The organism is Aeromonas ichthyocola, from assembly GCF_046087985.1.
GTDB lineage: Bacteria > Pseudomonadota > Gammaproteobacteria > Enterobacterales > Aeromonadaceae > Aeromonas > Aeromonas rivipollensis.
On record NZ_JBJSWH010000009.1, the window covers coordinates 1 to 13,772 of the forward strand.

At 63.1% G+C, this 13,772-nt stretch carries 9 protein-coding genes and 1 pseudogene; 4 read left to right on the top strand and 6 right to left on the bottom strand.

Annotated elements, in window-relative coordinates:
* Window positions 1-15 precede the first annotated feature (15 nt).
* The 6 genes from bacA to galE form a co-directional block, all read right to left on the bottom strand.
* Complete coding sequence (bacA, locus tag ACF2JD_RS20915; protein ID WP_106885514.1) at window positions 16-831, bottom strand: undecaprenyl-diphosphate phosphatase; 816 nt, start codon at window positions 829-831, stop codon at window positions 16-18.
* A 226-nt stretch (window positions 832-1,057) separates the two neighbouring features.
* Window positions 1,058-2,053 carry an aldo/keto reductase gene (locus ACF2JD_RS20920; protein WP_440988138.1) on the bottom strand — a complete coding sequence of 332 codons (996 nt, stop codon included), beginning with the start codon at window positions 2,051-2,053 and terminating at the stop codon, window positions 1,058-1,060.
* Window positions 2,054-2,182: 129 nt separating this feature from the next.
* Window positions 2,183-3,175 (bottom strand): galactose-1-epimerase, encoded by a 993-nt coding sequence (galM, locus tag ACF2JD_RS20925; protein WP_408776666.1) that lies wholly within the window; start codon window positions 3,173-3,175, stop codon window positions 2,183-2,185.
* 48 nt (window positions 3,176-3,223) lie between these two features.
* The gene (galK, locus tag ACF2JD_RS20930; protein ID WP_163148386.1) at window positions 3,224-4,372 is read right to left on the bottom strand and encodes a galactokinase; all 1,149 of its coding nucleotides are present in this window, start codon (window positions 4,370-4,372) and stop codon (window positions 3,224-3,226) included.
* Window positions 4,369-5,415 carry a UDP-glucose--hexose-1-phosphate uridylyltransferase gene (locus ACF2JD_RS20935; protein WP_440988123.1) on the bottom strand — a complete coding sequence of 349 codons (1,047 nt, stop codon included), beginning with the start codon at window positions 5,413-5,415 and terminating at the stop codon, window positions 4,369-4,371. The genes galK and ACF2JD_RS20935 overlap by 4 nt, the downstream gene beginning before the upstream one ends.
* A 51-nt stretch (window positions 5,416-5,466) precedes the next feature.
* The gene (gene galE / locus ACF2JD_RS20940) at window positions 5,467-6,480 is read right to left on the bottom strand and encodes a UDP-glucose 4-epimerase GalE (RefSeq protein ID WP_440988124.1); all 1,014 of its coding nucleotides are present in this window, start codon (window positions 6,478-6,480) and stop codon (window positions 5,467-5,469) included.
* A gap of 217 nt (window positions 6,481-6,697) precedes the next feature.
* On the opposite strand from galE, the gene ACF2JD_RS20945 reads away from it, so the two are divergent.
* The 4 genes and pseudogenes from ACF2JD_RS20945 to mglA all read left to right on the top strand — a co-directional run bounded on the left by ACF2JD_RS20945 (window position 6,698) and on the right by mglA (window position 13,759).
* The gene (locus ACF2JD_RS20945; RefSeq protein WP_440988125.1) at window positions 6,698-7,705 is read left to right on the top strand and encodes a substrate-binding domain-containing protein; all 1,008 of its coding nucleotides are present in this window, start codon (window positions 6,698-6,700) and stop codon (window positions 7,703-7,705) included.
* Between the two features lie 213 nt (window positions 7,706-7,918).
* Window positions 7,919-10,977, top strand: a pseudogene (locus ACF2JD_RS20950) (beta-galactosidase).
* A gap of 221 nt (window positions 10,978-11,198) precedes the next feature.
* The gene (gene mglB / locus ACF2JD_RS20955) at window positions 11,199-12,185 is read left to right on the top strand and encodes a galactose/glucose ABC transporter substrate-binding protein MglB (protein ID WP_111910882.1); all 987 of its coding nucleotides are present in this window, start codon (window positions 11,199-11,201) and stop codon (window positions 12,183-12,185) included.
* 53 nt (window positions 12,186-12,238) lie between these two features.
* Window positions 12,239-13,759 (top strand): galactose/methyl galactoside ABC transporter ATP-binding protein MglA, encoded by a 1,521-nt coding sequence (gene mglA / locus ACF2JD_RS20960; protein WP_041206573.1) that lies wholly within the window; start codon window positions 12,239-12,241, stop codon window positions 13,757-13,759.
* The last annotated feature ends 13 nt before the right edge of the window (window positions 13,760-13,772 follow it).

Sequence of the window (13,772 nt, forward strand, 5' to 3'; positions counted from 1 at the left end):
GGCAATCCCTCGGGATCAGGCCACAAATACCAGGTAGACGGCGAAGGCCACCACGAAGCGGTAGATGGCGAACGGGATGAAGTCGAGGCGACGGATCAGCGCCAGGAAGGTCTTGATGGCGACCATGGCGACCGCGAAGGCGGTGACGAAGCCCACCGCAAACATGGGGAAGTCGGCCATGGAGAGGAAGTCGCGACTCTTGTAGAGGTCCAGTCCGCTGGCCGCCATCATCATGGGCACCGCCATGATGAAGGAGAATTCGGCCGCCGCATGGCGACTGATGCCCATCAGCATGCCGCCGCTGATGGTGGCGCCGGAGCGGGAGAAACCGGGCCAGAGCGCCAGGCACTGGAACAGGCCTATGCCGAACGCCTGCTTGTAGCTGATGTCGTCCAGGGTCTCGGCGGTGACGGCTGGGCGGAACTTCTCGGCGATGATGAGCAGTATGCCGCCGGCCACCAGGGCATACATCACGGTTTCAGGGCCAAACAGATGGGCCTTGATCCAGCTGTGGATGGCCAGCCCGATGAGCACGGCGGGCAGCATGCCGAGGATGATGTGCACCAGGGAGAGGGTGGCATGCCCAGGTGCCGGTTTCTGACCGAAATGGATGCCGATGAGGCCGAACAGGCGACGCCAGAACATGACGACCACAGCCAGGATGGAGCCCAGCTGGATCACCACCTCGAAGGTGGCGGCCTTGGGGCCTTCGAAACCGAGCAGGTGGCCGACGATGATCATGTGGCCGGTGGAGGAAACGGGCAGAAACTCGGTCAGGCCTTCCACTATGCCCAGCACGAAGGCCACAAACAGGGCGTAGGATTCGGTCATGGTACAGATCTCTTGGTTGATGGGTCCGGATAAAATCAGCCCCGATCAGGGTCGGGGCGGCCAATGATGGCGGAAAATCACGCGGGCAACCAGAGATTATTGGAAGGGACAGTCGAACCCGCTAGGTGCCGCGCGGCCGGGGTCGTCTGTCTGCGGGCGGCGCGGGGCAGGGGCCGGCAGTCCCCTGGTTCCGTCATCTTCTGACATGGTCAGCGGCATAGGCCTGTCATGCCAGCACCGCCAGGATCTGCTGCTGCAGCGCCTCGTCCAATGGCGGCAGGGCCTGGGCCTCGACCGCGCTCACTATCTGTTGCGGGCTGCTGGCGCCGATCAGGGCGCAGCTCACCACGGGATCGCGAAGCACCCACTGCAATGCCAGCTGTGACAGGGGCTGCCCCCTTTGCTGCGCCAGGGCGTGGAGGGCGCGGATGCGGGCCAGCTTGTCCGCGGTGATCTGGTCTGGCTTAAGGAAGGGGCTGGCGCTGGCGGCGCGCGAATCCGCCGGGATCCCCTCCAGGTAGCGATCACTCAGCAGGCCCCCCGCCAGGGGCGAGAAGGCGACTACCCCCACTCCCTGCTCGCGGCAGACCGGCAGCGTCTCGGCCTCGATGTCGCGCTGGAACAGGGAGTACTTGAGCTGGTTGACCAGGCAGGGGGTGCCCAGCTCCGCCAGCCGGGTCGCCGCCCTGGCGGCAAGCTCGGCCGGGTAGTTGGAGAGGCCGACATAGAGCGCCTTGCCCTGACGCACCATGAGCGCCAGCGCCTGACAGGTCTCCTCCAGCGGGGTGCGGGGATCCGGCCTGTGGTGATAGAAGATGTCCAGGTAGTCGAGCCCGAGCCGGCGCAGGCTCTGGTGCAGGCTGGCAAACAGGTATTTGGCGCTACCGCCATCGCCGTAGGGGCCGTCCCACATCACATAGCCCGCCTTGCTGGCGATGATGAGCTCGTCTCTGTAGGGGGCCAGACTGCGTTTGAGCACGCCGCCGAAGGTGGTCTCGGCGGAGCCTGGCGGCGGCCCGTAGTTGTTGGCGAGATCGAAGTGGGTGATCCCCAGATCGAAGGCCTGATGCACCATGGCCTTCACCCTGGCGGGATCGCTCCCGGCGCCGAAGTTGTGCCAGAGCCCGAGGCCTATGCCGGGCAGGCGCAGGCCGTGGCGACCGGCGGCTCTGTAGGGCTGGCGCTGGTAACGATCCGGCGCGGCCAGGTAGTGATCATCCATGTTCATCAAGACTCCTGAGTTGGTTCGGTGGACTGTCGTCAGCAAGAGAGGGTGAAGAACCCCACCTCTCCCCTTCATAAGGGGCGTCATAGCGCCTCCCCCTTTGAAGGGGGAGATCGGTAGGGGGTCTTAGCCTGCGGGGATCAGGCGGTAACGGGTCTGGTGGTGATACAGCTGGCCCGGCAGCAGCCAGGGGTCGCCGAGCTCGGGCCGGTTCGGGCTGTCCGGTAGCAGTTGCGCCTCCAGGCAGAAACCGTCGTAATCCCGGTATGGCCGACCGCTACGGTCCGGCGTGCTGGCCAGCCAGTTGCCGGTGTAGAACTGCAGAGAGGGTTGATTGGTATGGACCTCCATCACCAGCTGCTTATCCCCTGAGACCACCCGTGCCGCCCACGCCCGTTCGGGACCGTTCAGCAGAAAGGCGTGATCAAAGCCCTTGGCCTGCTGCTGTTGGGGGTGGCTCAGCCAATCCTGGCCTATGGGGCGTTCGGTTCGCAGATCGAAGGGGCCCTCCACCGGCGTGATGGCGAGCGGCAAACCGCTCTGGTCGGTGGGCAGGAAGCGATCGGCATTGATGCTGATGGCATGACTGCGAATATCAGAGTGCAGATCGCTGCCGCTTTGGTGGCCATCGAGATTGAAATAGGCGTGGCTGGTGAGGCTGACCGGGGTCGGCGCGTCCGTGCTGGCCCTGAAGTCGACCACCAGATCCTGCTGCTCCAGCCGGTACTCCAGGGTCACCCGAAGGTTGCCGGGGAAGCCCTGATCTCCCGCCCTTGAGAGCAGGGCCAGCCTGACCCTGTCCGCCTCCCGCTCCTTGATCTGCCAGGACTGACGATGGAATCCGGCCCGTCCGCCATGCAGGCAATGGGGGGCCTGATTGGCGTCCAGGGACCAGCGTTCGTCCCCACGCACCAGCCCGGCGCCGCCGATGCGGTTGGCAAAGCGCCCCGCCACCGCCCCCAGCCACACCTGCTGGGTGGCATAGGCTTCATCGGCGCAGCCCAGCAACACTTCACGGCGCACTCCGGCCACCGGCAGGCTGAGGGAGGTGAGGGTGGCGCCAAATTCGAGGCCGCGCAGGCGCAGCCCCTCCTCGTTTTCCAGTTCGAATGTCTTCATGGTTTGCCCGTTTCTATGGTCAGTGACCTGTCACTCATGTGCTTCCCGTTAGAGCCTGCCGGCCCCGGCGCTGGCGCGGCAGACATAGCAGTCCGCCTTGAGGCCAAACCTGGCCGGGTACTGGGCCTCGACCACGGCGATCACCTCGTCCACCTGCGCCGGGCGCAACAGGGCCACCACGCAGCCACCGAAGCCACCCCCTGTCATGCGCACGCCGCCCTGGGTACCGATCTCTGCCTTGATGATCTCCACCAGGCCGTCGATGGCGGGCACGGTGATCTCGAAGTCATCCCGCATGGCGGCATGGGACTGGCCCATCAGCTCGCCGAGGCGCACCAGATCGCCAGAGGCCAGCGCCTCGGCGGCGGCCAGGGTGCGGGCGTTTTCCCCTACCACGTGGCGGGCACGGCGGTAGCAGGCTTCGTCCAGCCCGGCCTTGCCCGCTTCCAGCGCGGCCAGATCCAGGTCGCGCAGGGCCTTGACCCCGTAGTGACGGGCGGCGGTCTCGCACTGCTGGCGACGGGTGTTGTATTCGCTGTCCACCAGGCCGCGGCGCACGTTGGAGTTGACGATCAGCACCGCCAGATCTTCGGGCATGGGGATGAGGCGGGTCTCCAGGGATCGGCAGTCCAGCAGCAGGGCGTGATCCTGCTTGCCACTGGCGGAGATCATCTGATCCATGATGCCGCAGTTGCAGCCGACGAACTGGTTCTCCGCCTGCTGGCCGTTGAGGGCGATCTCGGCCTGGCTGATGTGAAGCCCCAGGGCCTCCTTGAAGGCCTGGCCTATGGCCACCTCAAGAGACGCGGACGACGACAGGCCGGTCCCCTGGGGCACGTTGCCTGAGACCACCAGATTGAGGCCGCGCAGGGCATGGCCACGGGCTTGCAGATGCTTGACCACGCCGCGAATGTAGTCGCTCCAGCGCTGGTCAGGATGATGGGTGATGGGCTTGTCCAGGTCGAACAGATCCCGTTGGTTGCCGTAGTCGGCGGCGATCACGTGCACCAGGTTGTCGCTGCGCAGGCCGATGGCGACACAGGTCTCGTAGTCGATGGCGCAGGGCAGCACGAAGCCGTCGTTGTAGTCGGTGTGCTCGCCGATGAGGTTGACGCGACCGGGGGCGCGCACCAGCAGGTCGGGTTGTTGCTCAAACTGCTCGGCAAACACGGCGCTGACGCGTTGGCTCGGGGTCATGGGGTCACCTCATTGGCTTTGTAATGAATGGGGGAGAGGGAGCGCAGGCGCTCGGCGGCCTGTTCCGGGGTCAGGTCTCGCTGGGTTTCGGCCAGCATCTCGAAGCCCACCATGAACTTGCGTACCGTGGCGGAGCGCAGCAGGGGCGGATAGAAGTGGGCATGCAGTTGCCAGGCCTCGGGGCAATCCGACTTGGGCGGCGCGAAGTGCCAGCCCATGGAGTAGGGGAAGCTGCACTCGAACAGGTTGTCGTAGCGGCTGGTGAGCTCCTTGAGTGCCACCGCCAGATCCTCCTGCTGCTCCCGGGTGAGACCCAGCAGGGAGGGCACATGGGCCTTGGGCAGCAGCAGGGTCTCGAACGGCCAGGCGGCCCAGAAGGGCACCACTGCCAGCCAATGTTCGGTCTCCACCACTATGCGGGATCTGTCCGCCAGCTCCCGCTCCACATAGTCCAGCAGCAGCGGGCGGCCGTGTTCGGCCAGCCAGTTGCGCTGGTGCTGCTCTTCGCGGGCGATCTCGTTGGGCAGGAAGTCGCTGCCCCACAGCTGGCCGTGGGGGTGGGGGTTGGAGCAGCCCATGACGGCGCCCTTGTTTTCAAAGACCTGCACCCAGTCCCACTGGCTCGACAGCTCGGCCACCTGGCTCATCCAGGTGCTGATCACCGCCTCTATGGCGGGCAGCGCCAGCTCGGGGAGTGTCTTGCCGTGATCCGGCGAGAAGCAGATGACCCGGCTGGTGCCGCGGGCGGCCTCCAGCTTGAGCAGGGGATCCAGCTGGCTGTCGGCGGCCGGGGTGTCTTGCATCAGGGCGGCGAAGTCGTTGGTGAAGACGAAGGTCTCCTGATAGTCGGGATTCTGGTCGCCGGTGACGCGCTTGTTGCCCGCACAGAGGAAGCAGTCCGGATCGTGGGACTGGCTCGGTGCCTGGCTTATTTTTTCGACCTGACCCTGCCAGGGGCGCTTGGCCCTGTGGGGGGAGACCAGCACATATTGGCCGGTCAGCGGGTTGAAACGGCGGTGGGGGTGATCAACAGGGTTGAACATCATCACTCCAATCAATGAGTTGAGAAAATCGTAACGGGCAGGCCGTCAGGCCTACTCCTCGTAACCGTTCGGGTTGGCGAACTGCCAGCGCCAGCTGTCGGCGCACATGGCGGCGAGATCCCGGCTGGCATGCCAGCCCAGCTCGCGCTCGGCCTTGGCGGGATCGGCCCAGCATTCGGCGATGTCACCCGGGCGTCTGGGTTCGATGCGACAGGGCAGGGGGCGACCGCATGCCGCCTCGAACGCCGCCACCATCTGCAGCACGCTCTGGCCCTGGCCCGTACCCAGGTTGTAAGGGTGGACGCCGCCTCGCCCCGCACAGTGGTGCAGCGCCTTGACGTGCCCCCCGGCGAGATCCATCACATGGATATAGTCGCGCACCCCTGTGCCGTCCACGGTGTTGTAATCGTTTCCAAAGACCGAGAGACAGTCACGACGGCCAATGGCCACCTGAGTGATATAGGGCATGAGATTGTTGGGCATGCCCTGGGGATCCTCCCCCAGGGTGCCGGACTCGTGGGCGCCGACCGGGTTGAAGTAGCGCAGCAGCGTCATGCTCCAGTGGGGTTCGGCGGTCTGCAGATCCTCGAGGATCTCCTCGATGATCAGCTTGGATCGGCCATAGGGATTGGTGGCGCTGCGCGGGAAGTCTTCCCGGATGGGGGTGCTGGCCGGGTCGCCGTAGACGGTGGCCGAGGAGCTGAACACCAGGTTGTGAACTCCGGCCCGCTTCATCGCCTGCAGCAGCACCAGGGTGCCGCTCAGGTTGTTCTCATAATATTCGAGGGGGATCCGGGTCGATTCGCCGACCGCTTTCAGGGCGGCGAAGTGGATCACTGCGTCTATCTGCTGCTCGGCGAAGATGCTGTCCAGCAGGGCAGGATCACGGATGTCCCCCTGATAGAATTTGGGCATCTGCCCGCTGATGGCGGCGACCCGTGTCAGCACGGCGGCCTTGCTGTTGCAGAGGTTGTCCACCACCACGGGCTCCATGCCTGCCGCCTGCAAGGCCAGACAGGTGTGGCTGCCGATATAGCCGCAACCGCCGGTCACCAGTACTCTCATCCTCTTCTCCACCGTTAGTGCCTCACGCAAGGAAAGCCTGAGCAGGAGTCTAGCCGAGGGGCTGACGGACAAACTGTGAACTGGTTAACAAATATGTGGAAACGATTACACTTGTTTGTGTGGTTATAAATGCATCGACATGGCTTTTCCCCCTGTTATCAGTGACATTGCCCGGTATAATGGCGCCATATCGAACCGTGAAATAAGTGAAAACAGCATGAGCACCATCAAGGATGTCGCCCGTTTGGCCAATGTATCGGTGGCAACGGTTTCACGGGTGATGAACAACTCACCCAAGGCCAGTGCCGCCTCCCGCGAGGTGGTGCAGAAGGCCATGGCAGAGCTGGGCTACACCCCCAACGCCAACGCCCGGGCCCTGGTCAGCCAGACCTGCGACACCATGGGGGTGGTGGTCGGTGACGTGGCGGATCCCTTCTTCGGAGCCCTGGTCAAGGGGGTCGCCGCCGTGGCGGTGGAACAGGGGTTGCACCTGCTGATGGGTAATGGTTTTCACCGCGCCCAGCAGGAGCGGGAAGCCATAGAGCTGCTGATCGGCAAGCGCTGCGAGGCGCTGGTGGTGCACAGCAAGGCGCTCAGCGACGAGGAGCTCATCGACTACGCCCTGCGGGCCCCCGGCATGGTGCTGATCAATCGCGACATCCCCAGCCTGAGGGGGCGCTGCATCGCCCTCAACAACCGGCAGGGGGCCGCCACCGCGACCCGCCATCTGCTGGAGCTGGGGCACCGCCACATCGCTTTCCTCAGTTCGGATCACGCCATCGAAGATGCCCTTCTGCGCCATCAGGGTTATCAGGATGCCCTGGCCGAGGCAGGTTTGAGCGCAGATCCCGAGCTGGTGGAGAGCGGCATGCCCAATGAGGAGGGGGGGGAGCGCGCCATGCTCAACCTGCTGGCCAAGGGGCTGCCCATCACGGCCGTGGTGGCCTACAACGACGCCATGGCGGCAGGGGCCATCTCTGTACTGGCAGACAACGGCCTCAAGGTGCCGGAAGAGGTCTCTGTGGTGGGCTTCGATGACATCATCTATGCCAGATACTTGAGGCCCAAGCTATCCACCATGCGCTATCCCATAGAACTCATGGCCGCCCAGGCCGCCAAGCTGGCGTTGCAACTCGCCGCCGGGGAGAGCGAGACGGTGCAGAGCCGGATCTACACCCCGACCCTGATCAACCGCCACTCGGTGGCTCCCGTTCGGGCCGGATGATCCCTTTCATTTACCTCCCTGTTCGGGGCCGCTCTTTTGCCGTTGCATGGCGCAGGCGTTATTGTTTTACCTGCATTTTTAATCATTTTTACCCTGTTTTACTTAACAAAATCAGTGTAATCGTTTACATCTGTGTGAGCGAGATCGCCGTTCCCTGCGCCATACTTCTCTAGACTGCATACGTTTTCGGCGTTCATGCAGGGAGAGAGAAGAATGCTCAGGGAGATAGTGGCGCGTCAGGACTGGCAGACCCAGGCGATTACGTCGGTAAACCGGCTGGCTGCCCATACCCCCATGTTCAGCTGGCGCAGCGAAGCGGATGCCGGGATGATCGGGCCTCTTCCTCGTCTCTTGCTGGATGGGGAGTGGCGCTTCTCCTTCTTCGCCGCGCCCGAGCTGGTGCCCGAGACTGGCTGGCGAGGATCTGCCGGATGCCTGTCCCATCAAGGTGCCGGGCAACTGGCAGCTGGATGCCGCCTATCCGGCAGCGCGGCCTCACCGATCGCCCCATCTATACCAACATCAAGTACCCCTTCCCCTGCGATCCGCCCCGGGTGCCGGCCGAGAATCCCACCGGCTGCTATTCCCGCGAGATTGAACTGCCCGCCGACTGGCTGGCCAGCGGCCAGACCCGCATCATCTTCGATGGGGTGGACAGCGCCTTCCATCTGTTCTGCAACGGCCGTTGGGTCGGTTACTCCCAGGACAGCAGGCTGCCCGCAGAATTTGATCTCGGCGACTTCCTGCAGGCCGGTCCGAACCGGCTGGCCGTGCTGGTGCTGCGCTGGTCCGATGGCTCCTATCTGGAGGATCAGGACATGTGGCGCATGAGCGGCATCTTCCGCTCCGTCAGCCTGCTGCACAAACCCGAGCGCCGGTTGCTGGACGTGCGGCTGACACCTGTGCTGGACGCCTGTTACCGGGACGCCCGCCTCAAGGTGGCGCTGCAGGTCAATGAGGGCGCCGGGCTGGCGGTGGAGGCCAGGCTCTATTTCGGTGAGACGCTGATCGCCGATCGGCGCCAGCCGCTCGGCACAGGCGCCATCGACGAGAAGGGCGCCTACCCAGACAGGACCGAGCTGTGGCTGGATATAGCGGCGCCGCACAAGTGGAGCGCCGAGACGCCCCATCTTTATCGACTTACCCTGACCCTGCTGGATGAGCAGGGCGAGCCCATCGAGAGCGAGGCCCATGACGTGGGTTTTCGGGCGGTGGAGATCAAGGGCGGCCTGCTGAGGGTCAACGGCCAGCCGCTGCTGATCCGCGGCGCCAATCGCCACGAACACGATCCCGCCCTGGGCCATGTGGTGACCCCTGCCGCCATGGAGCAGGATCTGCGGTTGATGAAGCAGCACAACTTCAACGCGGTGCGCTGCTCTCACTACCCCAACCATCCCGAGTTCTATCGACTGTGTGACCGGCTCGGCCTCTACGTGGTGGACGAGGCGAACCTGGAGACCCACGGCATGACCCCCATGGGGCGGCTAGCGCAGGATCCCGCCTGGAGCAACGCCTTCCTGGAGCGGGTCACCCGCATGGTGGCGCGGGACTTCAACCACCCCAGCATCATCATCTGGTCCCTGGGCAACGAATCCGGTTATGGCCCGGCCCACGACGCCATGTATCAGTGGGTCAAACGGGCCGATCCGAGCCGGCCGGTCCAGTACGAAGGGGGCGGGGCCGATACCCCGGCCACCGACATCATCTGCCCCATGTATGCCCGCACCCATCAGGATCAACCCTTCCCGGCGGTGCCCAAGTGGGCGCTGGCCAAGTGGATAGGCCTGCCGGACGAGACCCGGCCGCTCATCCTCTGCGAATATGCCCACGCCATGGGCAACAGCCTGGGGGGCTACGCCCACTACTGGCAGGCGTTTCGCGATCATCCCCGCTTGCAGGGCGGCTTCGTGTGGGATTGGGTGGATCAGGGGCTCGACAAGCAGACCGACGATGGCCGCCATTTCTGGGCCTATGGCGGTGACTTCGGCGATCTTCCCAACGATCGCCAGTTCTGCTGCAACGGCCTGCTGTTCCCGGACCGGACGCCGCATCCCGCCCTGTTCGAGGCGAAACGGGCCCAGCAGCCCTTCGTGCTGACCCTGCAAAGCCGGCAGCCGCTCCGGGTCGAGATCCGCAGCGAATACCTGTTCCGCCCCACGGACAACGAGGTGTTGCGCTGGCAGCTGCTGGAGGACGGTGTGGTGCTGAGCCAGGGTGAGTGCCCGCTCGAGCTGGCGCCCCAGGGCAGCGTGACGCTGACCCTGCTGGAGCGGCTGCCGGGCTTTGCCGCAGGCACCCTGGCCTGGCTGGATCTGGCCATAGTGCAGCCCGCCGCCACGGCATGGGCCGGGGCGGATCACGAGGTGGCGCGCCAGCAATGCATGCTGCCGACCCCTCTGGCCTTGCCTGTTACCCGGGCTCCCGCCTCATTGAGCGAACAGCCGGACCACTGGCTGGTGCGTGCCGCAGGCAGCGAGTGGCGGCTGGACAAGGCCAGCGGCCGCATCAGCAGCTGGCAGAAACAGGGCCGTGAGCGGCTGCGGGATGCCATCACCGATCACTTCTACCGGGCACCGCTCGACAACGACATCGGCACCAGCGAGGCGGATCACGCGGATCCCAACGCCTGGATTGCCCGCTGGCAGGAGGCCGGGCTCAATGATCTGCAGCACCGCTGCCTCGGCCTGGAGGCTAACCCCGATAGGGGGACGCTGGTCGTATCCCACGGTTACTTCGTCGGTGAGTCGCTGCGGCTGCTGACCCGCTGGCATCACAGCTTCGGTGCCGACGGTGCCATGGCGCTGCGCATAGAGGTGGAGGTTGCCGCCGACATGCCGTCCCTGCCCCGCATCGGGGCCAGGCTCTGGCTGGCCGACGAGGTCGATGAGGTGAGCTGGCTGGGGCGCGGTCCCCACGAGAACTATCCGGATCGTCAGCTTGCCGCCGACCTTCATCGCTGGCAGCTGCCGATCGCGGCCCTGTACACCCCCTATGTGTTCCCGACCGACAACGGGTTGCGTTGCGATACCCGTCAGCTGCGCCTCGCAGAGGTGAGCATGGAGGGCAAGTTCCACTTCAGCGTCAGCCGCTACAGCCAGCAGCAGCTGGCCCAGGCCCGCCACCAGACCGATCTGGTGGCTCAGGGGGGATTGCACCTCTGCCTGGATGGTTTCCACATGGGTGTAGGGGGCGATGACTCCTGGAGCCAGAGCGTGCGACCCGAATTCTGGTTGCCGCCTGGAAGTTACAGTTGGAACTGTGTTCTACACTGAATCTGACGCCGATGACGAAAATGGATTCGTAAAGGTCTTTTAATTGGTTATCTGATTGATTTTAAAATGTTTTATGTCTATGTAACAGAGTGTAAACGTTTTCATTTTGTTGCCATGATCACAGACCGCCATACAACAAACTGATTACATTAGGCTGGCGCCAGTTCAAACGGTGTACAGCATTCCCTACAAAAACAGATATTAGAGATCGGAGCATAACAATGAAAAAACTCACGACAGTTGCCACCTTGCTGATGGGACTGATGGCGGGAGCCCAAGCCCAGGCCGATACCCGTATCGGTGTCACCGTCTACAAGTATGACGACAACTTCATGGCGGTAGTGCGCAAGGCCATCGAGAAGGAAGCGGCAGCCAATCCCGGTGTGGAGCTGCTGATGAATGACTCCCAGAATGACCAGTCCAAGCAGAACGACCAGATCGACGTGCTGCTGGCCAAGGGCGTGAAGGCGCTGGCCATCAACCTGGTTGACCCGGCGGCGGCCCCTGTCGTGATCGAGAAGGCCCGTGCGGACGAGATCCCCGTGGTGTTCTACAACAAGGAACCGAGCGCGGCCGACCTGGCCAGCTATGACAAGGCCTACTACGTGGGCACCGACTCCAAGGAGTCAGGCATCATCCAGGGCCAGCTGATCGCCAAGCACTGGAAGGCACACCCTGAGTGGGATCTGAACAAGGACGGCGTCATCCAGTTCGTACTGCTGAAGGGCGAGCCGGGCCACCCGGATGCGGAAGCCCGCACCACCTACGTCGTCAAGACCCTGAATGACGGTGGCGTCAAGACAGAGCAGCTGCACATGGATACCGGTATGTGGGATACCGCCATGGCGAAAGACAAGATGGACGCCTGGATCTCCGGCCCCAACGCCAACAAGATCGAAGTGGTCATCGCCAACAACGACGGCATGGCAATGGGCGCTGTTGAATCCCTGAAAGCCCAGGGCAAGAGCGCCATCCCGGTATTCGGCGTCGATGCCTTGCCGGAAGCCCTGGCCATGGTCAAGAGCGGTGCCATGGCGGGTACAGTGCTGAACGATGCGGCCAACCAGGCCAAGGCCACCTACGAGCTGACCAAGAACCTGGCTGAAGGCAAGCCGGCCGGTGAAGGCACCAACTGGAAGATCGACAACAAGGTCGTGCGTGTTGCCTACGTGGGCGTTGATAAAGACAACCTGTCCCAATTCGAGTAATTCCCCCCTCCAGGGCAAGGGAGATCCCCTTGCCCTTTTTTCAACCAGATGTGATGGCTGATATGACAACACGGCAACAATCAGAATGGCTGTTGGAGATGATTGACGTCAGTAAGAGCTTTCCTGGCGTCAAGGCACTCGATAATGTCAATTTACGGGTCCGTCCTCATTCTGTGCATGCGTTGATGGGCGAGAATGGCGCAGGAAAGTCCACGCTGCTCAAGTGCCTGTTCGGCATCTACGAGAAGGATCAGGGCAAGATCTTCTTCAAGGGCGAGGAGGTCAACTTCACCTCTTCCAAAGAGGCGCTGGAAAATGGCGTATCCATGGTGCACCAGGAGCTGAACCTGGTATTGCAACGCACCGTGATGGACAACATGTGGCTCGGTCGCTATCCCACCAAGGGCTGGTTCATCGACCACGGCAAGATGTATGACGACACCAAGCGCATCTTCGACGAGCTGGACATCGACATAGACCCCCGGGTCAAGGTCGGCACCCTCTCCGTCTCCCAGATGCAGATGATCGAGATTGCCAAGGCATTCTCCTATGACGCCAAGATCGTCATCATGGACGAACCCACCTCCTCCCTGACCGAGAAAGAGGTCAACCACCTCTTCAAGATCATCAACAAGTTGAAGGACAAGGGGTGCGGCATCGTCTACATCTCCCACAAGATGGAAGAGATCTTCCAGCTCTGTGACGAGATCACCATATTGCGGGATGGCCAGTGGGTGGCGACCCAGCCGCTCGAGGGTATGACCATGGATCAGATCATCGGCATGATGGTCGGTCGCGAGTTGACCCAGCGCTTCCCGGAGAAAACCAACCAGCCGAAAGAGGTGATCCTCGAAGTCGAGCACCTGACGGCCAAGAACCAGCCCTCCATCAAGGACGTGAGCTTCAACCTGCACAAGGGGGAGATCCTCGGCATCGCCGGTCTGGTGGGGGCAAAGCGCACCGACATAGTCGAGACCCTGTTCGGCATCCGCGATCACAGCGACGGTGTCATCAAGCTGCACGGCAAGGAGGTCGCCAATCGCAACGCCCATGAGGCGATCCAGAACGGCTTCGCCCTGGTGACGGAGGAGCGCCGTTCCACCGGCATCTACTCCCGTCTCGATATCGCCTTCAACTCCCTGATCGCCAACATGGACAGCTACAAGGGATCCATGGGGCTGCTCAGCGACAACAAGATGAAGAGCGATACCCAGTGGGTCATCGACTCCATGCGGGTCAAGACACCGACCCAGCAGACACAGATTGGCTCCCTCTCCGGGGGCAACCAGCAGAAGGTCATCATAGGCCGCTGGCTGCTGACCCAGCCGGAGATCCTGATGCTGGATGAACCGACCCGCGGCATAGACGTGGGCGCCAAGTTCGAGATCTATCAGCTCATCCTGGAGCTGGCGAAGAAGGACAAGGGCATCATCATCATCTCGTCCGAGATGCCTGAACTGCTGGGGATCACGGATCGCATCATGGTCATGAGCAATGGCCGGGTCGCGGGGATCGTCAACACCAAAGAAACTGACCAGAGCGAGATCCTGCGCCTGGCATCTCTGTACCTATAAAGACAGGAAGACA